Source organism: Falsibacillus pallidus (genome assembly GCF_003350505.1).
GTDB lineage: Bacteria > Bacillota > Bacilli > Bacillales > DSM-25281 > Falsibacillus > Falsibacillus pallidus.
Map to the genome: position 1 here is coordinate 26,809 of NZ_QQAY01000001.1, position 24,120 is coordinate 50,928.

At 41.8% G+C, this 24,120-nt stretch carries 23 protein-coding genes and 1 riboswitch; of the genes, 1 reads left to right on the plus strand and 22 read right to left on the minus strand.

All coding sequences use genetic code 11. The features are described 5' to 3' along the window. Nucleotides 1-110 precede the first annotated feature (110 nt). On the minus strand, nt 111-653 hold the full coding sequence (locus DFR59_RS00120; protein ID WP_114743596.1) for an outer spore coat protein CotE: 543 nt from the start codon (nt 651-653) through the stop codon (nt 111-113). 131 nt (nt 654-784) lie between these two features. Beyond that, nucleotides 785-1,309 (minus strand): energy coupling factor transporter S component ThiW, encoded by a 525-nt coding sequence (thiW, locus tag DFR59_RS00125; RefSeq protein WP_114743597.1) that lies wholly within the window; start codon nt 1,307-1,309, stop codon nt 785-787. Between the two features lie 188 nt (nt 1,310-1,497). Then, nucleotides 1,498-1,609, minus strand: a riboswitch (TPP riboswitch). Nucleotides 1,610-1,747: 138 nt separating this feature from the next. Here thiW and DFR59_RS00130 point away from each other — a divergent pair. Continuing rightward, a complete protein-coding gene (locus DFR59_RS00130; RefSeq protein ID WP_114743598.1) occupies nt 1,748-1,927 on the plus strand; it encodes an H-type small acid-soluble spore protein in 180 nt (59 codons plus the stop codon). A 53-nt stretch (nt 1,928-1,980) separates the two neighbouring features. Here the strand turns inward: DFR59_RS00130 and DFR59_RS00135 are convergent, their stop codons facing one another. From DFR59_RS00135 to DFR59_RS00235, 20 genes are all read right to left on the minus strand, one after another. Beyond that, on the minus strand, nt 1,981-2,409 hold the full coding sequence (locus DFR59_RS00135; protein WP_114743599.1) for a YlbF/YmcA family competence regulator: 429 nt from the start codon (nt 2,407-2,409) through the stop codon (nt 1,981-1,983). A gap of 1 nt (nt 2,410) precedes the next feature. Beyond that, nucleotides 2,411-3,955, minus strand: coding sequence for a tRNA (N6-isopentenyl adenosine(37)-C2)-methylthiotransferase MiaB (miaB, locus tag DFR59_RS00140; protein ID WP_114743600.1), 1,545 nt, complete (start codon nt 3,953-3,955; stop codon nt 2,411-2,413). 213 nt (nt 3,956-4,168) lie between these two features. Further along, entirely contained in the window at nt 4,169-5,035 is an 867-nt protein-coding gene (locus tag DFR59_RS00145) for a 2-oxoacid:ferredoxin oxidoreductase subunit beta (protein ID WP_114743601.1), read from the minus strand. Further along, on the minus strand, nt 5,036-6,778 hold the full coding sequence (locus DFR59_RS00150) for a 2-oxoacid:acceptor oxidoreductase subunit alpha (RefSeq protein ID WP_114743602.1): 1,743 nt from the start codon (nt 6,776-6,778) through the stop codon (nt 5,036-5,038). A gap of 127 nt (nt 6,779-6,905) precedes the next feature. Beyond that, on the minus strand, nt 6,906-7,829 hold the full coding sequence (locus tag DFR59_RS00155; protein WP_114743603.1) for a dipeptidase: 924 nt from the start codon (nt 7,827-7,829) through the stop codon (nt 6,906-6,908). A gap of 149 nt (nt 7,830-7,978) precedes the next feature. Continuing rightward, nucleotides 7,979-8,239: a stage V sporulation protein SpoVS gene (gene spoVS, locus DFR59_RS00160; protein ID WP_003211281.1), complete on the minus strand. Its 261-nt coding sequence runs from the start codon at nt 8,237-8,239 to the stop codon at nt 7,979-7,981. 374 nt (nt 8,240-8,613) lie between these two features. Continuing rightward, nucleotides 8,614-9,411, minus strand: coding sequence for a TIGR00282 family metallophosphoesterase (locus DFR59_RS00170; RefSeq protein WP_114743605.1), 798 nt, complete (start codon nt 9,409-9,411; stop codon nt 8,614-8,616). Nucleotides 9,412-9,533: 122 nt separating this feature from the next. Continuing rightward, nucleotides 9,534-11,093 carry a ribonuclease Y gene (gene rny, locus DFR59_RS00175; protein ID WP_114743606.1) on the minus strand — a complete coding sequence of 520 codons (1,560 nt, stop codon included), beginning with the start codon at nt 11,091-11,093 and terminating at the stop codon, nt 9,534-9,536. Between the two features lie 298 nt (nt 11,094-11,391). After that, entirely contained in the window at nt 11,392-12,438 is a 1,047-nt protein-coding gene (gene recA / locus DFR59_RS00180) for a recombinase RecA (protein WP_114743607.1), read from the minus strand. A 245-nt stretch (nt 12,439-12,683) separates the two neighbouring features. After that, a complete protein-coding gene (locus DFR59_RS00185) occupies nt 12,684-13,925 on the minus strand; it encodes a competence/damage-inducible protein A (RefSeq protein WP_114743608.1) in 1,242 nt (413 codons plus the stop codon). Nucleotides 13,926-13,937: 12 nt separating this feature from the next. Further along, nucleotides 13,938-14,516, minus strand: coding sequence for a CDP-diacylglycerol--glycerol-3-phosphate 3-phosphatidyltransferase (gene pgsA / locus DFR59_RS00190; RefSeq protein ID WP_114743609.1), 579 nt, complete (start codon nt 14,514-14,516; stop codon nt 13,938-13,940). A gap of 172 nt (nt 14,517-14,688) precedes the next feature. Beyond that, nucleotides 14,689-15,627: a helix-turn-helix domain-containing protein gene (locus tag DFR59_RS00195; RefSeq protein ID WP_245948341.1), complete on the minus strand. Its 939-nt coding sequence runs from the start codon at nt 15,625-15,627 to the stop codon at nt 14,689-14,691. A 9-nt stretch (nt 15,628-15,636) separates the two neighbouring features. Further along, nucleotides 15,637-16,428 carry a DUF3388 domain-containing protein gene (locus tag DFR59_RS00200; RefSeq protein ID WP_114743610.1) on the minus strand — a complete coding sequence of 264 codons (792 nt, stop codon included), beginning with the start codon at nt 16,426-16,428 and terminating at the stop codon, nt 15,637-15,639. Between the two features lie 267 nt (nt 16,429-16,695). Then, nucleotides 16,696-16,953: a DUF3243 domain-containing protein gene (locus DFR59_RS00205; protein WP_114743611.1), complete on the minus strand. Its 258-nt coding sequence runs from the start codon at nt 16,951-16,953 to the stop codon at nt 16,696-16,698. 79 nt (nt 16,954-17,032) lie between these two features. After that, the gene (ymfI, locus tag DFR59_RS00210; protein ID WP_114743612.1) at nt 17,033-17,755 is read right to left on the minus strand and encodes an elongation factor P 5-aminopentanone reductase; all 723 of its coding nucleotides are present in this window, start codon (nt 17,753-17,755) and stop codon (nt 17,033-17,035) included. Between the two features lie 83 nt (nt 17,756-17,838). Beyond that, a complete protein-coding gene (gene yfmH / locus DFR59_RS00215) occupies nt 17,839-19,125 on the minus strand; it encodes an EF-P 5-aminopentanol modification-associated protein YfmH (protein ID WP_114743613.1) in 1,287 nt (428 codons plus the stop codon). Next, nucleotides 19,122-20,408: an EF-P 5-aminopentanol modification-associated protein YfmF gene (gene yfmF / locus DFR59_RS00220; RefSeq protein ID WP_114743614.1), complete on the minus strand. Its 1,287-nt coding sequence runs from the start codon at nt 20,406-20,408 to the stop codon at nt 19,122-19,124. Before yfmF ends, yfmH begins: the two co-directional genes overlap by 4 nt. 161 nt (nt 20,409-20,569) lie before the next feature. Beyond that, nucleotides 20,570-21,529: an ABC transporter permease gene (locus DFR59_RS00225; RefSeq protein ID WP_114743615.1), complete on the minus strand. Its 960-nt coding sequence runs from the start codon at nt 21,527-21,529 to the stop codon at nt 20,570-20,572. Then, on the minus strand, nt 21,530-22,579 hold the full coding sequence (locus DFR59_RS00230; RefSeq protein WP_114743616.1) for an ABC transporter permease: 1,050 nt from the start codon (nt 22,577-22,579) through the stop codon (nt 21,530-21,532). Further along, complete coding sequence (locus tag DFR59_RS00235) at nt 22,572-24,107, minus strand: ABC transporter ATP-binding protein (protein ID WP_114743617.1); 1,536 nt, start codon at nt 24,105-24,107, stop codon at nt 22,572-22,574. The genes DFR59_RS00230 and DFR59_RS00235 overlap by 8 nt, the downstream gene beginning before the upstream one ends. Nucleotides 24,108-24,120 lie beyond the last annotated feature (13 nt).

Here is a 24,120-nt window from a genome sequence, read left to right on the forward strand (position 1 = left end):
TAATGAAATTTGAATCACTACTCATAAGTAAAGCTTTAACAGCAGAAAGGCCCGGAAGTTAACCCGGGCACATTTCAAGAAAAAAACTAGGAAGCATAACTTCCTAGTGGTTATTCCTCTTCGCTTCCGACTAAAAAGTCCGGGCTGAGATCTTCAAATTCTTCATCATCCAAGTCATGGCCCCATTCATCATCACAATCGCAGCCTTCTGGATGGATTGCGACACAGACCTTTGTCTCCCCGATTACTTCTACAAGGAACTCTCTTTCAACATGGACAATGATTTTATTGCCATTTGGCGAAATCACTGCTTCACAGCAATTTGGCTGCTGCAGGACGCGAACGCAAATTTCTTTATCATCCAAGCAATCTGGATCACGGTATTTCAGTTTGATTACGTCTGTATATTCTACTCTCTCTGTCACAACGGATGTTTTGGAATTATCATTGTGGGAATACCAAACGTTAATTTCATAAAAACCGCGAACTTCCACTGTTTTACCAACCTTATGGGCTTTATACGTATGGTTGATAATCCAGCAGCCTAAGATGCTCGATGGATGGTGCGGTGGGCTGATCGTATGATTGGACTGTGTGAATTTACGTCCCTTCGCTACGACCGCCTTCGTGATAATCTCTCTGTATTCTGCCATTCGAGCGAACCCTCCTCATTCATTTTCACTTCATCCTATGCTTACCAATAGACTAGTGTGCCAATATTTTTATGAAGAATTTTAGGTATTTGTGTAGTAATAATTCAGTTTATGCCACGAATGACGTAATGTTACGAAGGAAATTCTCTTTTGCCTTTCTGAAGATTGAAACGCTTTATTAAAATCGGATTTCTCATCAGGATTCTAAGAAAAAAGGCACCAATCAATCCACCTGTGACAGAACTTAAAAGAAATGAAGGAATAAATCCAAACAAGGCAGCTTGCTTTCCCAAAAGCCAAATAGAAATAGGGCAGCAAACAATAGCACCTAAAATTCCGGTTCCTGCTGCTTCACCCAAAAGAGCGTATGTGATTTTTCCACTCTTCTTAAAGAGAAGTCCCGCTAATAAGGCTCCGAACATGCTTCCTGGAAAGGCAAAAATAGTTCCTGTCCCCATCATGTTCCTTAAGAAGGATACGATAAAAGCTTGTGCAAGAGCATACCACGGTCCAAGGAGAACACCAGTTAATACATTGAGCAGATGCTGGATAGGGAAGGCTTTTGCGGCACCTAAAGGAATGTAGAATACATTTCCGGTTAATGCGCCAAAAGCTGCCGTCATCCCTGTTAACGCAATTTTGGTTGTTTTATTCATTTATAATTCCTCCTTCAAATTATTCGATCACCGAAGAAGCCAAAGGTTTTAAGGCAGAAAAAAAAGACCCCAAGCAGGAGTCTAGAAATGTTTGTACAATCACAAAATACCTTGAACGTTGGAAACATCTGTGGTGAATTCACCACATTCATTAGCATTCCAAACGTCATGAGTATTTTTCAATGTCATAACATCTATTCCCACTTCCCTACGCTGGTTCTAGCCAGATCAGGTTATAAGGGTCAAGGACATCAAGAGTCCACTCTCAGCCGGCTGCTTCCGGCTCCCCCAGTGATCCAATTCTATTCAATTCAAATAAACTATAGCATATTTATCTCATAACCTGAATCAAATATTTCGATTTAAATCACAATAAAATCAGCATATTTTTAAAAGAATTTCAAACAATAACCTGAATACATATAAGGAGGAAAAAGAATGGACCAGAATCGTGTAAAGCAAATACTTTCTTCATCTGCAGATATCGTTGTGAAATACAATGGAACATCCGTTTGGATCGACAACCTGCACGAAGACGGCAGGACGGCTACTGTGCACCTGCGGGGGCCGTTAGAAGAACGTTCTGATGTGGACATTAACGAATTGACCGAAGAATAAATCAAAAAAAGCCAGGAAGAAATATTCCCCTGGCTTTCTTTGTCTTTATTTTATTAGCAGCTGCCAGGTGCAGTATTTTTCACCTGTGAACCTGTTTGACCATAAAGAAGATCTCCGCCAGTCGATTCAATGATTTCATTCGTCACTGTATTCGAAATGGCTGATGACACCATCTGAAGCAATTCATTAACTTCCGTTTGAGACTCTTTAAATTCCTGTACAATCGGAATCTCATCGATTTCCTTTTCAATAGCTTCAATTTTTGCTTCTACCATTTTCAGAGCATTGGTCTTGCCGTAATGCTGAAAATTAACCGCTTGCTTCTGAAGACTCTTGATGCTTGCGATCATTTCCCTTACTTTTTGATTTTCATTGATTTGCGCCTCGGCACGCTTGAAGAAATCAACTTCTTCTGTTTCTGCAATCATTTTTGCTAATTCCGTTGCACGGTTTACAATATCGCCTTTTGTATATTTCGCCATCCTATTTCACCTCTGCCGTTTCTAATTCTTCAATCATTTCCCCATTTAAGGACCATGTTTTCACATCTGTGATTTTCACTTTGACAATTTTGCCAATTGCCGTTTTAGGGGCTTTAAAGTTTACAAGTTTACTTCTGCGAGTATATCCGGCTAATACATCCGGATTATTTTTACTCTCACCTTCAACCAACACTTCGACAACGCGGTCTTTGTATTTTTTCAAAGCTTCTGCTGACATCTCGTTTACGACAGTATTCAAGCGCTGCAGCCTTTCCTTTTTCACTTCCATTGGAACATTATCATTCATTTTCGCTGCCGGTGTTCCCTCGCGTGGAGAATAAATGAATGTGTAGGCAGCTTCGAATCCTACTTCACGATATAAAGACAGCGTTTCTTCAAACTGCTCTTCTGTTTCATTTGGATACCCGACAATGATATCGGTCGTCAATGCTACATCAGGGATTGCTGCTTTGATCTTGCGGACGAGTTCAAGGAATTGCTCTCTTGTATACTTGCGAGCCATGATTTTCAGCACATCTGTAGAGCCGGATTGAACCGGCAAATGGATATGCTCCACTAAATTCCCTTTATTCGCCAGAACTTCAATCAAGTGATCGTCAAAATCACGTGGATGGCTTGTTGTGAAACGGATTCGCGGAATATCAATCTTACGCAGCTCGTCCATTAGATCTCCAAGACCATAGTTTATGTCATCGAAATCTTTACCGTAAGCATTTACATTTTGTCCTAGCAAAGTAATTTCCTGATACCCATGGGCTGCGAGCATCCTGACCTCTTGAATGATTTCATCCGGTCTGCGGCTGCGTTCTTTACCGCGGGTATATGGAACAATGCAGTAAGTGCAGAACTTATCGCATCCATACATGATGTTAACCCACGCTTTGATATTGCCTCTGCGGACCTTCGGAAGGTTTTCGATGACATCGCCTTCCTTGGACCATACTTCCACAACCATCGCTTTAGACATATAAGCTTCTTTTAAGATTTGAGGCAGCCTATGAATATTGTGTGTACCAAAAATCATATCAACATGCTGATGCTTGCTGAGGATACGGTTGACGACGGACTCTTCTTGAGACATGCATCCGCACACGCCGACTAATAGATCCGGGCGCTCCTGTTTCAAAGATTTTAAATGGCCTATTTCGCCGAAAACCTTATTCTCTGCATTTTCACGAATAGCACATGTATTCAAAAGGATGACATCTGAATCTTCAGTCGTTTCACTCGGCTCGTATCCCAATGCCATGAAAATCCCTGCCATAACTTCCGTATCATGTTCATTCATTTGGCAGCCATAGGTCCTGATATAAAATTTCTTCCCATTTCCCATTCCCATATATTCTTCTGGGATATTAAAGTCTTTGAAATATTTAATCTCTTCTTTTCCACGCTTTTTTGCATCTTTTAAGGAAGGTGCAACATAAACAGATTGGAAGTACTTGCTGTAGTCCTTTTCGGATTTTTTGTCCGAAGGAGTAGTGTCCTTCACTTGCTGACCTTGTAAACGCTGTTCTTCATTCATGTAAATAATACTCCTTTCCATCAAGACAAAGCATCTATTCACCATTCATTGTGAGATTCGCCTTACATACATTATAAAAATCTTACAATCAAAAAAACAAGTATACACGCACATTACATAAGTATACGTGTTTTCCTCGCAATTAACAATAAAAGAAAAGGCCCGGCAATCCATAAAATTCCTTTCGGAACAGGCTGCCGGGCTGCTTATTTCTTACATGAATTCTTTTAACAGTTCATTGAAGTGGCCTTCACCGAGCATAAGGTCAGCTTTAGTTAAAGCATCCTCGCTGTATCCGGATACAAGCTCCTGATAAGAAGGCTGGCTGGTGTTTTGATAGATCAAACCTGTTACAAGACCATCATGCTTCATCAATGTGGTCATTGCAAGTTCACGGTTCGCCGTATCATACCCTTCCACATCGCTGAGTTTTGTCAGGTTTTCTTTGAACCAGTCATATGTGTTGACTTTGTTATAGGTCACACAAGGACTGAAGACATTGATAAGAGAAAAACCTTTATGATTGATGCCTGCTTCAATCAGGGCAGTCAATTCTTTCAAATCTGTCGAAAAGCTTTGGGCCACAAATGTAGCTCCGGCAGTCAAGGCCATTTCCATCGGTGCTAGTGCATGTTCAATGGCACCCTCTGGAGTGGACTTAGTCTTAAATCCGGCTGCAGACCTCGGGGAAGTCTGCCCTTTCGTCAATCCATAGATTTGATTGTCCATAACGATATAAGTAATATCGACATTTCTGCGGATGGCATGGATGGTATGTCCCATTCCAATGGCAAAGCCGTCTCCGTCTCCTCCAGAGGCAATGACAGTCAAATCCTTATTCGCCATTTTAACCCCTTGTGCGATAGGAAGGGAACGCCCGTGAATTCCGTGGAGGCCATAAGAGTTAATGTAGCCGGAGATGCGGCCGGAACATCCGATTCCGGAAATTACGGCCAATTGCTCCGGTTCCAACCCTACATTGGCTGCTGCCCGCTGAATGGCAGCTTGCACTGAGAAATCCCCGCATCCGGGACACCAGTTGGGTTTCACATTGTTTCGAAAATCTTTAAACGAAGACATCTAGAACAACTCCTTGCATTCAGTGTGGATTTCATGCGGCAGGAATGGGTTTCCATCATATTTCACAATACTGCGGATCTTATTGTGATTGCCTGCATTCATCTTGATGATATTAGCAAGCTGGCCTGTCGCATTATTTTCAATCACTGCCACTTTTTTGGCGGATTGAATCAATGGCATCAATTCATCTGCAGGGAAAGGCTGAATCAATCGAATTTGTGCATGATTGACTTTCAACCCATCCTTCTCGAGACGGCCTTTTGCCTCTTCAATGGCACCACGCGTAGAGTTGAAACCAATGACTAGCAGATCAGCTTCCTCATGTTTGGCATCTGTATAAATCGGGTTATCAAATTGGATGTTTTCAATCTTCCTCATGCGTTTATCCATTTGATGCTTCCTATTTGAAGCCGCTTCTGATGGCTTCCCGGTTTCATCATGTTCCACACCTGTTACATGGTGAATGCCATTTTTCATTCCCGGGATGACGCGCGGAGATACTCCATCTTCCGTCACTTCATAGCGTTTGAAATAGGTTTTATCGTTCAGTTCTGCAAGATCTGCTTCATTTTGAATTAATTTCCCCCGTCTGATTTCAACTTTACTGAAATCAAGAGGCTCTACTGTCTGCTTACCCAATGAAAGCTGCAAGTCAGACAGGACGATTACAGGGCATTGATACTGTTCAGCAAGGTTGAAAGCTTCAACTGTATCATAGAATGCCTCTTGTACGGTACTTGGTGCTATCACAATCTTAGGGATTTCACCGTGGGTCCCATAAAGCATTGCCATCAAGTCCGATTGCTCCTGTTTCGTCGGCAGTCCTGTAGATGGTCCGCCTCTCTGTGTATCCACAATCACCAATGGCGTTTCTGTCATGCCTGCCAATCCAATCGATTCCATCATCAGGGAAAGTCCAGGTCCGGCAGATGCGGTGAATGCCCGCACACCCGCATAGTTTGATCCGATAGCCATCGTCGCAGCAGCAATTTCATCCTCTGTCTGAATGACCGTGCCTCCGACTGAAGGCAATTTTTTAATCAAGTATTCCATGATTTCAGATGCCGGTGTAATCGGATAGGCTGCCATCAGTCGCACGCCCCCTGCCAATGCACCTAAAGCAATCGCATCATTTCCGATCATGAACATGCGCTTTTGACCGTCCGCTTTTTCAAGCTCCATGATGCCAGTCTGTTCGCCAAGCTTTTCTTTCATGACTTCTGCGCCTTGTTTGATCGCTTCCATATTTTTCGCAACAACCGCTTCACCCTTGCGCCCAAAGATTTCTTCTACCACTTCTTTGAAAAGGGAGATATCAAGATTTAAAATGGTGCATGTCGCTCCGATAGCCACCATGTTTTTCATTAATGAAGTACCCAATTCAGATGCTATTTCTGTAAATGGAACTGCAAACATCTGTGCTTCTGTATCCTCAGGTTTTTGCGGATCAAATTTTGCATCTGCAATAATGATACCTTTGCTGTGCAGCTCTTTATAATTGACATCGATTGTTTCTTGGTCGAAAGCAACTAAAATATCCAAATCATCTGCAATGGCACGTACTTGCTTCGTACTTACGCGGATTTTATTATTGGTATGGCCGCCTTTGATTCTGGATGAAAAATGGCGATACCCGTATAGATAGTAGCCAAGACGATTTAAAGCAATGGAGAAAATTTCACCTGTACTCTCAATACCCTCACCCTGCTGACCGCCTACTTTCCAGGAAAGCTGTTGAATCATCTATATAACACCCCTCTTAATATCAATCGGTTCATATTTACTACCGTATTAGTGTATCATTTTTCTTTTTAAATCACTAGGATATACCACCAGCTCCCCTACCGTTTGTCCCATTTTTCTCCCCGGCTTATTGCGGAAACCTCTCCGCAAAATTATAAAACAGGAACCCTTCGACTTCTTCTGAGGTAAAATGTTTTTCCAATTCATTAACCAATGAAGCATAGTCCTTATAAGAAGACAGTCCTTTGATAGTTTTGTCGATTCCGTCAAAATCCGAGCCGAATCCGATGTTCTTCACACCGCCGAGACTGCAAATATAATCTACGAGTTTTAAAATATCATTAATTTTTGCATTTCCATCCTGAACCACAAATTCCGGAACAAAAGTTACACCTATTACACTATTTCTTTCAATCAAAGCCTTGATTTGATGATCCCTCAGATTTCTTGGATGGGGACAAAGTGTATAAGGGTTCGAATGAGAAGCAATCGGAAACTCCGCTAACTGGAGTACATCCCAGAAGGCTTTCTCAGATAAATGGGAAACGTCTGTCCATATCCCTAATTGATTCAACCGTTCCACGGTCTGCCTGCCAAATTGGGTAAGCCCACCGCCTCTAGACTCCATTGCGCCATCTGCAGCAGCATTGGCGAAATTCCAAGTCAATCCGACAGAACGGACACCGAGGCGGTAAAGTGTGTTCAATTTAATCAAATCTTCTTGAATTGCCTCACATCCTTCAACTGTAAGCACGGCGCCGATTTCATTCTCCTTTAGTGAAAATATATCCTCCCTATTGAGGATTAGTTTCATCTCTGAATTGGGAGCAAGAATTTTCTCATAAAAAATATCAATCATTTCAATCGCAGCTTGAAAACGCATCATCGGATGAATGCATGGAGAAATAAAAATGGCAAAGCACTGCACCTTGCTTCCTGTTTTCAAAAGCTGTTCATATGTAATGTGCAGGGTGCTGCCAGTTTGAAAAGAAATACCTGGATACTTCAACATTTGTGATAAAACGTCGCAATGTGCATCAAAGATTTTCATTTTAGATTCCTTTCTCTTAATAGACTGTTACTTCCATGATAAAGAAAATCCTCCAGAAAATCTTGTACAACTTGGCAATATATCAAAAAAGAGCCTGCTTGCTCCTTCTGCAAACAGGCCTTTCCTATCGTTTGAGAAGGAATTTTCGTCTATCTGGGTTCCACGATTAACTTGATAGCCGTTCGTTCTTCTCCATCAATTAAGATGTCTGTAAAAGCAGGGATGCAAATTAAATCGACCCCGCTTGGGGCTACAAACCCTCTTGCAATCGCTACCGCTTTTACAGCCTGATTCAGAGCACCGGCACCAATCGCCTGAATCTCTGCTGCACCTCTTTCCCGAAGAACACCTGCCAACGCCCCTGCTACAGAATTAGGATTAGATTTTGCTGAAACTTTTAATATTTCCATTTCATAGTTCCTCCTTGTCATTTCCCCATCTCGAATGTTCATTCAGTGAACATCTGAATATAAAAGATTCCAATGCTACTATATTCAAGAAAAAAGAAAACTATTCCAGCTTGGACAAAGAAAAGCGGAGCCGGCTTGTTCAAAGGCGTAGAGACTGGAGCGCAGCACCACGAGATAAAGGAATCACGATGAGCCCCTGCGAATCGATGTTGACTTATCGTAAGCGCGCTGAGGGAAACCTCCCAACCTCTAGCCGCTGGAGCTGGATCGGGAAAAGCGCAAGCGCCCCGATAGCCCCGACCAGCATAAGACGGAACTCGAAGGAAAAAATACAAAAGGCCGCCCTGAAAAAAAGGCAGCCTTTTGTACACGTATTATGAAAAAAACGGATGATCTTCGTTGATCAGTATTCTTTCTATTTTGCTTGCTTTCCCGGTAGCATCGTCCAAATCAATGATGCAGGCGCTCAATTGCTTTCTGCCCTCTTTCGGTACTTCAAAACGAACCGGCATACTTGTAAGAAATCTTTTTAAAACAGATTCTTTTGTCATCCCTAAAATTTCGTCATAAGGACCAGTCATGCCGACATCGGATAAATACGCTGTACCCTCAGGCAGCACCCTGTTATCAGCCGTCTGGACATGTGTATGAGTTCCGACCACCGCCGTCACCTTGCCATCAAGGAACCAACCCATCGCTTGCTTTTCACTGGTTGCTTCTGCATGGAAATCAACAAAGATGATATTCGTCCTCTTTTTGGCTTCTTCTACTAATTCTTCCGCTTTTAAAAATGGGCAATCAATTGCAGGCAAAAATGTTCTTCCCTGCAGGCTGATAACAGCAATTTCATGCTGGTTGAATTTAGAGTACACGATGCCTTGCCCAGGGTTCCCTTTTGGGAAATTGGCAGGCCTCACCATGTTTTTCGCTTTATCGATGAATTCAAAGATCTCCCGGTTATCCCATGTGTGATTACCTAATGTCACAACATTGGCTCCGGATTCTAGAATCTGGCGATAGATTTTCTCAGTAATCCCCTTGCCTCCTGCGGCGTTTTCTCCATTCACAATCGTAAACTGTGGACGGAATTTTTCTTTCAACCTCGGCAAATACTCTTTAATCATGTCGCGGCCGGGAGAACCGACAACGTCTCCTACGAATAATAATCTCATTTTACTGCCCTTTCTAAACTAAATTTCTATTCCATTATTGTATCACAAGAAGTCGATCATTAGTCTCTCGTGCATTTATGTACATTCAGCCAAAAACAAAAAAAGCGGTGAAAATCACCGCTTTATTTCGCATATTCAACTGCTCTTGTTTCACGGATCACAGTTACTTTAATGTGACCTGGATAATCAAGTTCTTCTTCTATCCGTTTCCGGATATCACGCGCTAATCGATGGGCTTCTAGATCATCGATTTGTTCTGGCCTTACCATAATGCGAACCTCGCGCCCTGCTTGAATAGCAAATGACTTTTCTACACCCTCGTAGGATTCTGAAATTTCTTCCAGCTTCTCTAAACGGCGGATATAGTTTTCAAGCGTTTCACTTCTTGCTCCTGGACGGGCTGCTGATAGAGCATCAGCTGCTGCCACTAGAACGGCAATGATAGACGTCGGTTCTGTATCACCATGATGGGATGCAATGGAATTGATTACAACTGGGTGTTCTTTATACTTCGTTGCCAATTCCACTCCGATTTCTACATGGCTTCCTTCAACTTCATGGTCAACTGCTTTACCAATATCATGCAGCAATCCTGCACGACGGGCAAGGGTTTCATCCTCACCAAGTTCAGCTGCCAATAGCCCTGAAAGAAATGCCACTTCCATCGAATGCTTTAAGACGTTCTGGCCATAGCTTGTACGATATTTCAATCGTCCAAGAATCTTGATTAAATCAGGATGAAGTCCATGAACTCCAACTTCAAATGTTGTTTGTTCACCGATTTCACGGATATGTTCATCAACCTCGCGTCTGGCTTTATCAACCATTTCTTCAATACGCGCTGGATGGATGCGTCCGTCCTGAACCAGTTTCTCAAGTGCGATTCGGGCAGTTTCACGACGGATAGGATCAAATCCTGAAAGAATAACTGCTTCAGGAGTATCATCAATAATTAAATCGATTCCGGTCAAAGTTTCAAGTGTACGAATATTCCGGCCTTCTCTACCAATGATACGGCCTTTCATTTCGTCATTTGGAAGGGTAACGACAGATACAGTCGTTTCTGCCACGTGCTCTGCAGCACATCTTTGGATAGCTAGTGAAAGTACTTCTTTCGCTTTCTTATCAGCATCCTCTTTCGCCCTGTTCTCACTTTCCTTCACCATAATGGCGATATCGTGAGCCAATTCATTTTCCACTCGATCAATAATAATCGATTTAGCTTCGTCGCGAGTCAGACCCGAGATACGCTCAAGTTCAGCTTTCTGTGATCGTACCATATCGTCCACTTTGCTTTCCATCTCTTCAATATGTTGTTGTCTTTGCCCTAAAGAGTCCTCTTTCTTCTCAAGCATCAATTCTCTCTTATCGAGTGATTCATCCTTGCGGTCAAGGTTTTCCTCTTTTTGCAATAAACGGTTTTCTTGCTTCTGCAATTCATTTCTTCGTTCACGAAGTTCTCTTTCAGTTTCTGTACGAAGTTTGTGATTTTCATCCTTTGCTTCCAGAAGGGCTTCTTTTTTCAAAGATTCAGCTTCACGCTTAGCGTCTTCTACAATTTGCTCTGCGGCATTCTTTGCCCCTGAGATCTTTGCTTCAGCAATGGACTTGCGAATTAAATAGCCAACAACTACACCGACGATTAGGCCAAGCAAAATGGAGATGATTGTAATAGGTTCCAACTCTTTCACCTCCTCTTGCTATGAACTTTTGTCATCATTCAAAAAATGTCGGCTGCTACATTGTTACAAAGGTTTCAACATACAGCGTCAGGCTTTCAAATTTTCATTCGAAAAAGTTAAAAAATATACATTATTAATTTTAAAGGTGCTAAAAATTATTGTCAAGGCTTGGGAGAAAAAAGAGAAGCTTGAAATACCAAGCTTTATCAATATTGCAAACGTTTACTGCCCACTCTTGAAGTATACGCGCTTCTCCATAAAGAAAAAGCGGTCGAAAAAATGACCGCTTTTATCTCTATTATTCGTCAAGAAGTGCAAACTCTTCTTGGTCTTCATCCGCAGATGCTGTTTTTACTTCATCCAGATTATAATGATCGCGAATCTTCATCATTAATTCGTGGCGAAGTTCAGGATTCTCTTTTAGGAATTGTTTCGCATTTTCACGGCCTTGTCCTAAACGCTCTTCATTATAGGAATACCAGGAACCGCTCTTTTGAACGATATCCAATTCAGAACCCATATCTATGATTTCGCCTTCTCTTGAAATCCCTTCACCATACATGATATCTACTTCAGCTGTACGGAATGGAGGGGCCACTTTATTTTTTACTACTTTTACTCTTGTTTTGTTCCCAACCATATCGTTTCCTTGCTTCAGTGTTTCTGCACGACGCACTTCAAGGCGTACGGAGGAGTAGAATTTCAACGCTCGTCCACCTGGAGTCGTCTCAGGATTTCCGAACATAACGCCGACTTTTTCACGGATTTGGTTAATGAAGATTGCTATGGTTTTAGATTTATTGATTGCTCCAGAAAGTTTACGGAGTGCCTGTGACATCAAACGTGCTTGAAGGCCGACGTGTGAATCACCCATCTCCCCTTCAATCTCTGCTTTTGGAACCAACGCTGCAACAGAGTCAATAACCAGGATGTCGACTGCACCGCTTCGTACAAGTGCTTCTGCAATCTCAAGAGCCTGCTCGCCTGTATCCGGCTGTGATAAAAGAAGTTCATCGATATTAACGCCTAATTTTTGGGCGTAGACAGGATCGAGGGCATGCTCTGCATCGATGAATGCAGCTTGTCCACCTTTAGCCTGGACCTCTGCTATTGCGTGGAGTGCTACAGTTGTTTTACCTGAACTTTCAGGTCCATAGATTTCAACGATTCTTCCTCTAGGATATCCGCCGACTCCCAAAGCGACATCAAGTGCCAGAGATCCACTAGGCATAGTAGAGATCCTTCGGTCTGTCTGTTCACCCAACTTCATGATAGAACCTTTACCAAATTGCTTTTCTATTTGTTTTAACGCCATTTCAAGTGCTGCTTGACGATCATTAGCCACTAGATTTCCTCCTTTATATTTACAGGTATCCAGCACGTTTGCTGAATAACGTTTATCTCAATTAACCTATCTTTACTATAAACGTTTTGGTTCAGTTTTACAAGCAAAAAATCGAACATTCATTCGCTTTTTTTAGGGTAGTAAAATGCGATTATAATTTCTTGATTAATAGAATTTCAATGGTTGACTGAAAACTAGGCGACTATTTACGTATGAAAATAATAAAAAGAGGGAAATCCCTCTTTTTATTTATCCGCCAATTCCCTCAGCAGGAAATGGCATCCATATTTAACTGTCCTCATTATGATATTATTCCTTGACCCTTGCAGCTGCACCTTGAAGGCCCGTGGCGCGGCACCTGCAAAGGACACGCCGATCCAGACAGTCCCTGGAGGGTTCCCTTCGAGCGGTTCGGGGCCGGCTGCACCGGTAAAGGAAATGCCGATATCCGTATTGAATTTCTTTTGGATTCCGACAGCAAGTTCGACTGCACACTCTTCGCTTACCGCTCCATACTGATTGATGGTGGATTCAGCAACGCCGACCTGCTCAATTTTCGCCTGATTGGAATAGCATATGACTCCCCCATTAAAAACAGAGCTGGCGCCATCTATAGAAGTGAGTTCTGATTGAAATAACCCACCTGTCAAACTCTCTGCACAGGCGATTGTATAATTCTTCTTTTTCATTAAAGCCGAGAGCTCTATCATCAAGGAAGATTGGCCATAGCCATAAAAAAATTCGCCTGTCCTTGCTAAGATTTGCTGCTCCACTTCATCCAGCAATTGCTGCGCCTTTTCACCGGAAGGGTCTTTTGCCGTCAAACGAAGAGTAACTTCTCCGTCAGCTGCAAGCGGAGCGATTGTCGGGTTGGACTGCCCATCGATCAAGTCCATGATTTCTGTTTCAAGTTGAGCTTCTCCAATCCCAAAGAACCGAAGAACTCTGGACTCGATTTTCACCATTTCCTCTAACTGCTCAGCAAGCTTTGGCATGCCGAACTCCCTGAACATCGGTTCCATTTCTTTCGGCGGACCAGGAAGGAGCATATAGCGATGAGTGTCTGTTTTGTAAAACATCCCCGGTGCCATTCCATTCAAATTCGGAAGAACATCTGCCCCATTCAGAACCAGTGCCTGCTTTTTATTATTTTCAGTCATGATTCGATTTGTTTTCTTAAAATATTCCACTATCGAGTCTAATGCTTCTTCATCAGACACGAGTGATGTATTAAGATGGGAAGCAATGGCCTCTTTAGTCAAATCATCTTTTGTAGGACCGAGGCCGCCTGTGAAGATGATCAAGTCAGCCCTTTTCTCCGCTGTTTCTATCGCTTTCGTCAACCTCATCGGATTATCGCCGACGACAGTATGATAATAAACGTTTATCCCAAGTTCGGCTAAGCGTTCGGAAATAAACTTTGCATTTGTATTTACGATTTGACCCAGTAATAACTCAGATCCAACGGCAATGATTTCAGCATTCATTTCAAGAACCTCCTACTTGGAGTTAATTAGCACTCGTCTGTTTTTGTAAAAATAATCCCATCCGGACCATACCGTGAATATTAAGGCCACCCAAAGTGCAAATAAATCGAAACGGAATGAAACTGCTTCAAAAATTACGTTATGAAGAAGCAATGCTGAAATTGCAATAATTTGCGCCCAAGTTTTGACTTTTCCAAGCATATTTGCTGCAACAACTTCCCCCTCGCCCGCTAAAATTAAACGCAGGCCGGTTACTGCAAATTCACGGCTGATAATGATAATGACAATCCAAGAAGCTGCTGCATGTAATTCAACCAATACAATCAGCGCCGCGGAAACCAACAATTTATCTGCCAACGGGTCCAAAAACTTCCCTAGATTGGTCACTAAATTCAATTTCCTAGCATAGTAGCCATCAATCCAATCAGTAGTTGAGGCAATGATGAAAATCAGCCCCCCTACTAAATGGGTGACAGGCATTTGCGCACCTAAGAAATGAACTTCACCCCACGAAAATGGTACAAGCATGATGATCATAAACAAAGGAATCAATAAAATCCTTGATACTGTTATTTTATTTGGTAAATTCACAATAAATCCTCCATCTCACTAATCGTATTGATACTTGAAAAAAAATAGTCATCAAATGATGACTTTTTCAGAACGATGATCGTCATACTTCTGAATAAAAGAGAAGAATCTCTTATCATTGTTATTTCCTTCACCCTTTTTTTCCATTCATAACAGGAACACAGCACCGGCTTTATTGACCAGGTGCTGCATGTTGAAGGGTAATGTTCTGTGTGATTTGATCCGTTGGCGGCACAGCAAATTCAACTTTTTCATCATTGACGTAAATTTCCGTACCTGTTGAATCCCCAACACGGATGACAACCGTTTGCTCATTGGACAAATCAAGCTCTTTGCTTTGTGCATTACTCAATAGTCCTTGGAATAACGCTGCTCCACTGGCATTTTTCACGCTTACCCAAGTCTTTCCGTTCGCTGTCGCAGCTACTTTCAACTTGAATTGCTCAGCATTTTCCACTTTATAGGTCGTATTGCTTCCGGAAGCATTCACTACGGAGATTTTTTGCTGAGTGTCCTCTGTCTTCTGCTGATTTTCCTTGTCATTTGAAGTGCTGTCTTTTTTCTCATCATCAGAAGTTGAAGCACTCTTATTACCGGAATCTTTCTTATCATTTTTACTGTTATCTTCTTTTTTTACATCATCATTTAATTTTGACACTACGGTTTTATCGGACTTGCTGCCGGCATTCTCATTATCAGTGCTCACATAATGCTGTACAACGAACCAGATCAATGCGACAACACCCACTGCGAAAACAGCTGCCAAAATCTTTGGAATAAAATCCAGGAACTTTGAGCTTGTGCCCGAAGATACTGTCTTACGGGTCTGCACTCTGGAAATATGCCCGGGAAGCTCGCTGCTTTGAACGGAAGGGATATCGCTCGCATACTCTTCGAACAGCGCATCCGGCTCAAGACCAACTGCTTCTGCATATTGTTTGATGAAAGCACGGACGTAAAACTTGCCCGGCATCATATCATAATTACCTTCTTCAATTCCTACCAGATACCTTTTCTGTATCTTTGTCAACGTCTGCAAATCATCCAGGCTAAGGCCTTTGGATTCCCTTGCTCCTTTTAATCTCAATCCTAATTCTGTCAATACAAACACCCGCCATTACTAAAAATCGAATCCTCCAAATTCGGATTCCTGAAAGAAGTTGCTTTTTTGCACTAAATCATATGTAATTTCTTCATCCGGATCGTTTCTCAGTTCAATGATATAATCAAAATCTTCAATTGAGTATTCTGAATTCTGAACAAAAATGTCCGGATGCTCGATAACCTTGACAGCCGGAAGCCGCATAATTTCCCTTACAAGCTGCCAATGTTGTTCGTTTGCCCTTTTTGTTGAAACGATGCCATCCAGGATAAAAATGTTATCTGAGCTGTATTCATCTTCAATCAACTTATTACGAATTGTCTGCTTCAATAATGTAGAAGAAACGAATAGCCATTTCTTGTTAGCACATACACTTGAGGCCACTACAGATTCGGTTTTGCCCACCCTTGGCATGCCGCGGATCCCTACTAATTTATGTCCTTCCTGCTTAAACAATTCAGCCATGAAATCGACTAGGAGCCCAAGCTCATCACGAATGAAACGGAATGTTTTTTTATCATCCGCATCCCTTTGGATATACCTTCCATGGCGCACTGCTAGACGATCACGTAATTTTGGCTCTCGAAGCTTGGTGACATTTATGGTCTCCATGGTTTGCAGGATGGACTCAAGACGTTCAATCTGCTGTTCACTCTGGGCAAGTAGCAAAAGGCCGCGCCTTCCTTCGTCCACGCCATTGATTGTGACAATATTAATTGAAAGCATTCCAAGCAATGAAGATATGTCCCCTAATAAACCAGGACGGTTGATTTGGATTTCATATTCCAAGTACCACTCTTTACGGTCCATTTAAACCCTCCCAAAACAAAAGCACAGGCTCAATAAAAAATGAAAGCTTTGTGCACTCTAAGCATTACATGAAGCATTTAAAAGACGATGAAATCAAAAAATAAAATTCGACAATATCTATAGTGTCTATAATATATGATTTTCTAATAAGATGAAAGAAAAACCTAGGGGCATTTCCGATTTCTAACTGATTGAATCCCCAATAGGCATCATATCCTGAATCTAGACACAAAAAAAGAGAGGATAGTCCTCTCTTTGGGTTATGGATTAGCGTGTTCCGTTATTTTGGACAAGCTTTACCATCATGCTTGCGATAGCATGCTGTTCTTCAGGAGTTGCTACTGACCAAAGATCTGCCAATACTTTCTCCTGATCATTCTTCGGATCCACTTCTTTTGCCAGGTAATCCCCGATTTGGTAAGCCAAATCTGTCACCGCTTCATTATGCATCCCTTTATCTTCAGCCTGATGCAAACGGTCTCCCAAAAAGTTCTTCCAACTATCCCAGCTATTTAAAACAGACATGGTTATGAACCTCCTTTAGATATGTTCAAAAGTTATTTTGCTACCGGAAGTTCAAAATATGCATCCATGTAAAAATAAATTAAGTATACCAGCCCCCATTGATTGAGAGCACTTGGCCAGTGATGTAGGAAGAACGGGGAGACAAAAGGAAAGACACTGCATCCGCCACTTCTTCCGGCTTCCCGAGCCTCCCGGCAGGTATTTCCTCTTTTAGCTGCTCTATATCCTCATCAGTGAATCCCTTCATCATATTTGTATCAATTGCACCGGGAGCTATGGCATTGACCCTCATTCCATTCATCGCAACCTCTTTGCTGAGGGCTTTCACGAAAGAAATTTGAGCTCCCTTTACGGTCGAATAGAGAACTTCGCATGCAGCTCCTGTCTGCCCCCAAATCGAACTAATCACAACGATGGAAGATTGTTCATTCCTCATTAATTTAGGCAGACACATTTGTATGAGCTTCATTGGACTTTTAATATGAATTTGAATCAAATCATCCATTTCCTTTGGTGTTGTATCCATAAAGAGACCGTAATGTGAAGTACCGCTCGCATACACAATGGCATCGAGCTGGAATAAACTCTCGACTAAACGATCGACGCCTTCAGGACTCTCCAGATCAGCTGAAATTGGAATCGCTTCAATTAAATAGGGTTCCAACTCCTTCATTAACTCGATGCATGCTTCTTTGTTTCTGTTATAGTGCAAATATAAATTCCAGCCGTCTTCTGCCAATCGGTGAGCAGCCTTCCTGCCCATTCCTCCGCTCGCACCTGTTATGAGAGCAAATCTTTTCATTCATTTTCCCACTTTCTTTTTTCTTTAGTATAACTTAACAAAAACAACCACGGGATAGGTTGACCCGCGGTTGTTTTTCAAAATTATTTCGGCACTACCTGACATACCGTCAATCGTTCCTTGTCAATAAAACGCTGGGCTTCTCTTTTTACATCTTCGAACGTAATGGATTCTAAGGTTGGAACTACATCGAAAAGATCCATTTCATTGAAAGCATACCTGGTAAATTGATTAGCGATATATTCAGGGGAATTGATTGCCCGCAGGAAAGCCCCCGCCTTCTTTTTCTTGGACCTTTCCAATGCTTCTTCGGAAAGAAATTCTCCTTCTTTCGCTTTTAATAATATATCTTCAATTCTTTCTGCCAGCTGGTCTGGTTTTTCAGTATCTCCGCCGATCATCGCAAAACCAAAGCCGGTTTCCTGCGTATAGTCATAATAGAACGTCTCATCAATTAGACCTTCATTATAAAGATCGAAGTAATTTTTGGCGCTTTTTCCAAAAAGCATGTCTAAAAATACATTGATGGTCAATTCATTTTTTAACATTTCTTTTCCTTTTTGGTTAACATCAAGGGCTTTAATGCCCACCAAACATTTGGAAGACTGTACGTTCATTTTCAGGACTTGCTTCTTTTCAGCTACAGTAGAAGGCTCATCTTCAAACTTCCTTTGAATTTCCTTTGGTTCTTTGAAATCCTTCTTATTCTGATTATCCCTGATCATGTTCATCGTATTTTCCGCATCCACAGGTCCGACAACAAATAGAAGCATATTGCTTGGGTGATAGAACGTATTGTAGCAAAGATATAATAAATCTTTGGTAATTGGAGCAATTGACTCAATGGTTCCGGCTATGTCGATTTTGACCGGATGATTATGGTACATGTTCTGAATCAGTCCAAAGTAAAGCCTCCAGTCAGGATTATCATCATACATGGTGATCTCCTGGCCTATGATTCCTTTTTCCTTTTCAACCGTTTTTTCTGTAAAATAAGGATCCTGAACAAAATCAATAAGGGTAACCAAGTTCTTTTCTACATCTGAAGTGCTTGAAAACAAATAGGCTGTACGGGTAAAAGAAGTAAAAGCATTAGATGATGCCCCTTGCTTGCTGAACTGCTGAAAGACATCCCCGTCTTCCTTCTCAAATAGCTTATGCTCAAGGAAATGGGCAATTCCGTCGGGTACTTTTTCAAAGTCATCCCCATCCAGCGGAACGAAATGGTTGTCTACAGAACCGTAGTTGGTCGTAAAAGTACAGAAAGTTTTATTGAATCCGTTTTTCGGCAGAATGTAGACATCCAGTCCATTATCCATCTTTTCGTAGTATAAGGACTCCTGCAGCTGATCAAAGTCTATTTTCTTCATTGCGCATCCTCCTCATTTCCGGTAAGGAAGTAAATGGTGTCAAGTTCAATTTTCTTCGCAGCGTTCACGATTTCATCTTTCGTTGTTTTATCCACTTGCTTCAGCCAATCATCAATTGTGATACTCTCTTTTGAAATTACATTGTGATAAAGTACTTCGACAGATCCTCTAGCTGTATCAATGGTTTCTAGGAGCTGATTTCGGATCACAGCTTTAGTTTGAGTGATCTCATCCTCAGTAAAATCACCATTTTTCATCGCGTCCATTTGCTCATGGATGATTTTCACCGCTTGATCGTAATTTTTGTTATCAATTCCGGACATAACCATTAACAGTCCCTTATGACTCTCAACCAAACTAGCCGCATAATAGGCAAGACTTGCCTTTTCCCGTACATTGATGAATAGCTTGGAATGAGAAAAGCCGCCAAAGATGCCATTAAAAACAGTAAGAGGAAAATAATCTTCATCACCGAAGGTAATATTTGTCCTGTAGCCGATATTAAGCTTCCCTTGTTTTACATCTTGATTTTCCTTAATTTCCTTAGGCTCCCCATGTTTCTCAGAATCCCTGGATTTCTCAACCGTTAGTGGTGTACGGCCTTCAAACGGAAACAGTTTCTGGCAAATAGTTTCCACGTTCGTTGCATCAACATCGCCAATCACATAAAAATCCAATTCATCTTCTTTAAGGGCTTTGTTGTAGTATTGAAAAAGTTGTTCAGATGTAATTCCATCTACATCTTCCTTTTCACCATTTGCATGAAGTGCAAATGCTTCTCCTTTGCACATTTCCTCTACGAGTCTTGCGTTTGAGTAGCGCATCTTATCGTCATAAACCGATTGTATCCGCTGTTTTAAATTTCTTTTTTCTTTCTCAACCGTTTCATTATGGAAGGATTGATTCTCCACGTTAGGATTGAGGATGACCGATGCCAAAAACTCCATTCCCTTCTCCATTAAAGGGGAGGAATCCTTCAGAAACTTTTCATTTGCCACTTCCAATGTGAAGCTGATGATGTGGTATTCCCCTTTCTTGGCGAGATCCACATAAAAGCTCGCGCCATATAATTCATCCAAATAGGCCCGCAATTCCGTCGTTGTCTGATAATCTTTAGTACTGCTTTGAAGGACCTGAGGAAGGAGCGCACGTTTTGTCACATCGTCCTTCGTCAATGGTGCCTTCCATTTCCATACGAATGTATTTGTTTTATATTTATCCGTCTTGATTACATGCAGCCGATATCCTTTTTTATCTTTGATCGATTCATTGATTATTGTCATCCATGATCCTCCTTTATCCTACATACGTTTAGGCATTGATTAGTTTGCTGTTCATTTATTCTTACTATACATGTTTACGAATCTCCCTTTCAACTTTTGCCAATTGAGGCAAAATAAGCAGAAAAAAAAGAACCCGGAGATAAACCGGGTTCTTACTTGTATTATCTTTTCCCTTTTACATATGGAGTTCCGAGCGCTTTTGGTGCATCCGCTCTTCCGATGAATCCTGCCAGTGCTAAAATAGTAAGCACATATGGAGCAATCAGAAGATATACACTTGGAATGTTCTCTAACAGAGGAAGACTCTTTCCGACAATGCTCAAAGACTGGGCAAAACCGAAAAACAGTGCCGCTCCCATTGCTCCAAGTGGATTCCATTTACCAAATATCAAAGCTGCAAGAGCCATAAACCCTTGACCGTTGATCGTTGCATGTCCAAAATCGGATGAAATTGATTCGGCGTATACACCACCGCCGATGCCTGCTAAAGCTCCGGAAATCATTACACCGATATAGCGCATTTTCGTTACATTGATTCCCATCGTATCTGCTGCCATTGGATGTTCCCCCACTGAACGGAGTCTAAGTCCGAATGGTGTTTTAAAGATGATGAACCATACAATGAATGCGACGATAATTGCAAAAAAGGATGTATAGTACGTGTTCGCAAAGAAAATCTTCCCTATAACAGGTATGTCTGACAGAACCGGAATATCCACTTTTCTGAAAGCATTTTGGATCATATCCGTTTGCCCTTTTCCATAGATAAGTTTAACAAGGAAAAGTGTCAATCCGACAGCAAGCAGGTTAATGGCAACACCTGATACAACCTGATCGGCTCTGAAACTGATAGAAGCAACTGCATGAAGCAAAGCGAATATGCATGCAACAATCATGGCAGCTAAAAGGGCAAACCACTTGACTGAGCCGCCGAGCTGGTCAGAAAACGTAAGGTTGAAAACGATCGATGTAAATGCACCGATGACCATCAATCCTTCAAGTCCGATGTTGACGACACCGGAACGTTCTGAAAATGCTCCCCCTAAAGCCGTAAAAATAAGCGGAGCCGCGAATAGTAGCGCAGAAGGGACAATAATTGATAGTATTTGAATAAAATCCACTTATTTCCCCTCCTTTTTGCTGATGCGCTCAATAAACCAGCGGATCATATAACTTGAAGCAACGAAGAATATAATTAAAGCAATGACAATATCAACAAGTTCAGTCGGAACACCTGATTCCATTGGCATATTGAGAGCCCCTACTTTTAAGGCACCGAATAGCAATGCACCGAAAATGACACCTACTGCAGTGTTTCCGCCGAGCAGCGCAACCGCGATTCCATCGAATCCGATTCCTGTGAATCCAGATTTGATTGACGCGTATCCAAAAGTCCCTAACCCTTCCATTGAGCCTGCAAGACCTGCAAATGCTCCGGAAATGACCATTGATAGAATGATATTTTTATTAACGCTCATACCTGCATACTCAGAGGCATGCTGGTTGAAGCCTACAGATCGCAGCTCATAGCCTTTAGTAGTCTTCTCCAAGAGGAACCACATGATAAAGACACATGCAAGTGCAATCAGAATTCCCCAGTGAAGACGGGAATAATCAGTCATCTGCTGCATTGCATCAGAGAATGCTAATGATGCAGAATCGTGGATTTTGTCGGTTTTATCGCTGTGATCTGAAAGGACAGTACGAATGAAATAGTTCGTCACATGAAGTGCGATATAGTTCATCATGATTGTGACAATAACTTCATGCACTCTGAATTTTGCTTTTAAAAATCCAGGGATGAAGCCCCAAAGCCCGCCTGCAAGGGCAGCGGCAATAACAGCAAGAGGCAAATGGATGAATTTAGGTGCATCAAATGCCACCCCTACCCAAACTGATGCCAGCCAGCCGACAATCAGTTGTCCTTCAACCCCGATATTGAATAAACCGGTTCTGAAAGCAAACGCTACAGCCAAACCTGCCAGAATGTATGGGGTGATCTGTCTGATTGTTTCACCGGTGTAATAAAGTTCTCCGAATGCACCATTCCATAGTGATGCATATCCATCTACCGGACTGTATCCACTTACAAGCATAATGATTGCGCCAGCAATTACTCCCAGCAGAACGGCAATCAGTGGTATCAATATATTCATATATCGCTTAGCCATTCGTTTGTTCACCTGCTTTCACGCGCTTAGAACCAGCCATTAATAATCCTAATTCCTGCTCTGTAGTAGTCTTTGGATCTACGATTTCAATGATCTTGCCTTCATAAATAACGGCAATTCGATCACTGACATTCATGATTTCGTCTAACTCAAAAGAAATTAGCAGAACGGCTTTTCCGTTATCGCGCTGCTCAATCAATCTTTTATGAATAAATTCAATGGCACCTACATCCAATCCGCGAGTAGGCTGTGCAGCAATAAGCAATTCAGGGTCGCGGTCGACTTCACGTCCGATAATGGCTTTTTGCTGATTTCCCCCTGATAATGCACGTGCAGGTGTGAATTCACTCGGCGTACGCACATCAAATTCCTGGATCAATGTCTTGGCCTTTTGATAAATGGCTTTGTAATTCAATACGCCATTTTTTGAAAATGGTTTCTGATAATACGTCTGGAGAACCATATTTTCACCAATTGGAAAATCAAGTACAAGTCCATGTTTATGGCGGTCCTGCGGAATGTGTCCAATCCCGGACTCTGTAATTTTTCTTGGCTTCATATTCAGAATATCTTTCCCAGCGAGTTTGATTGATCCGCTTTCAGCCTTCATTAATCCTGTGATGGCTTCAATTAATTCTGATTGTCCATTGCCATCAACCCCTGCAATTCCGACAATTTCTCCAGCTCTTACATCCAGGTTCAAATTATTGACTACGGAGACGCCGCGCGAATCCTTTACAGTCAAATCCTTGATTTCAAGTACATTCTCTTTAGGAACAGCATCTATTTTGTCCGTTTTGAATGTGACTTCACGTCCAACCATCAAACTTGCCAATTCGATTGGATTCGTTTCAGACACATCCAGCGTCCCGATCCCTTTCCCTTTTCGGATAACAGTTACACGGTCGCAAACTTCCATAATTTCTTTCAATTTATGTGTAATCAAAATGATCGACTTGCCTTCATTGATCAAATTCTTCATGATTTGAATCAATTCTTTGATTTCTTGAGGAGTAAGTACAGCTGTCGGCTCATCGAAAATCAAAATCTCAGCCCCGCGGTATAAGGTTTTAAGAATTTCAACCCTTTGCTGCATCCCTACAGAAATTTCAGAAATCTTCGCTTGAGGATCTACGGAAAGTCCATATTTCTCTGAGATCTCCCTCACGTCTTTTTCTGCCTTCTTTATATCAATTCGTCCTAGGGCTTTAGGCTCTTTACCTAAGACAATATTTTCCGTTACGGTAAATGTATCGACAAGCATAAAATGCTGGTGGACCATTCCGATTCCAAGATCATTTGCAATATTCGGATTCGTAATCTTGACAGGATTTCCTTTTACTTTAATTTCTCCTTTTTCTGGCTGATAAAGGCCGAAAAGGACATTCATCAAGGTTGATTTACCGGCTCCATTTTCTCCTAGTAAAGCGTGAATTTCTCCCTTTTTCACTTGGAGGGTGATGTTATCATTAGCAACGATGCCCGGAAATTCCTTGCGAATATTAAGCATTTCAATTACGTGTTCCACCCTGGTCACTCCC

Bases quoted from the DNA above. Each gene is read 5' to 3' on its own strand.
- DFR59_RS00120 (WP_114743596.1), bottom strand. From the start codon at position 653: ATGGCAGAATACAGAGAGATTATCACGAAGGCGGTCGTAGCGAAGGGA.
- thiW (WP_114743597.1), bottom strand. From the start codon at position 1,309: ATGAATAAAACAACCAAAATTGCGTTAACAGGGATGACGGCAGCTTTT.
- DFR59_RS00130 (WP_114743598.1), top strand. From the start codon at position 1,748: ATGGACCAGAATCGTGTAAAGCAAATACTTTCTTCATCTGCAGATATC.
- DFR59_RS00135 (WP_114743599.1), bottom strand. From the start codon at position 2,409: ATGGCGAAATATACAAAAGGCGATATTGTAAACCGTGCAACGGAATTA.
- miaB (WP_114743600.1), bottom strand. From the start codon at position 3,955: ATGAATGAAGAACAGCGTTTACAAGGTCAGCAAGTGAAGGACACTACT.
- DFR59_RS00145 (WP_114743601.1), bottom strand. From the start codon at position 5,035: ATGTCTTCGTTTAAAGATTTTCGAAACAATGTGAAACCCAACTGGTGT.
- DFR59_RS00150 (WP_114743602.1), bottom strand. From the start codon at position 6,778: ATGATTCAACAGCTTTCCTGGAAAGTAGGCGGTCAGCAGGGTGAGGGT.
- DFR59_RS00155 (WP_114743603.1), bottom strand. From the start codon at position 7,829: ATGAAAATCTTTGATGCACATTGCGACGTTTTATCACAAATGTTGAAG.
- spoVS (WP_003211281.1), bottom strand. From the start codon at position 8,239: ATGGAAATATTAAAAGTTTCAGCAAAATCTAATCCTAATTCTGTAGCA.
- DFR59_RS00170 (WP_114743605.1), bottom strand. From the start codon at position 9,411: ATGAGATTATTATTCGTAGGAGACGTTGTCGGTTCTCCCGGCCGCGAC.
- DFR59_RS00185 (WP_114743608.1), bottom strand. From the start codon at position 13,925: ATGAATGCTGAAATCATTGCCGTTGGATCTGAGTTATTACTGGGTCAA.
- DFR59_RS00200 (WP_114743610.1), bottom strand. From the start codon at position 16,428: ATGGACCGTAAAGAGTGGTACTTGGAATATGAAATCCAAATCAACCGT.
- DFR59_RS00205 (WP_114743611.1), bottom strand. From the start codon at position 16,953: ATGTCTGTTTTAAATAGCTGGGATAGTTGGAAGAACTTTTTGGGAGAC.
- ymfI (WP_114743612.1), bottom strand. From the start codon at position 17,755: ATGAAAAGATTTGCTCTCATAACAGGTGCGAGCGGAGGAATGGGCAGG.
- yfmH (WP_114743613.1), bottom strand. From the start codon at position 19,125: ATGAAGAAAATAGACTTTGATCAGCTGCAGGAGTCCTTATACTACGAA.
- yfmF (WP_114743614.1), bottom strand. From the start codon at position 20,408: ATGACAATAATCAATGAATCGATCAAAGATAAAAAAGGATATCGGCTG.
- DFR59_RS00230 (WP_114743616.1), bottom strand. From the start codon at position 22,579: ATGGCTAAGCGATATATGAATATATTGATACCACTGATTGCCGTTCTG.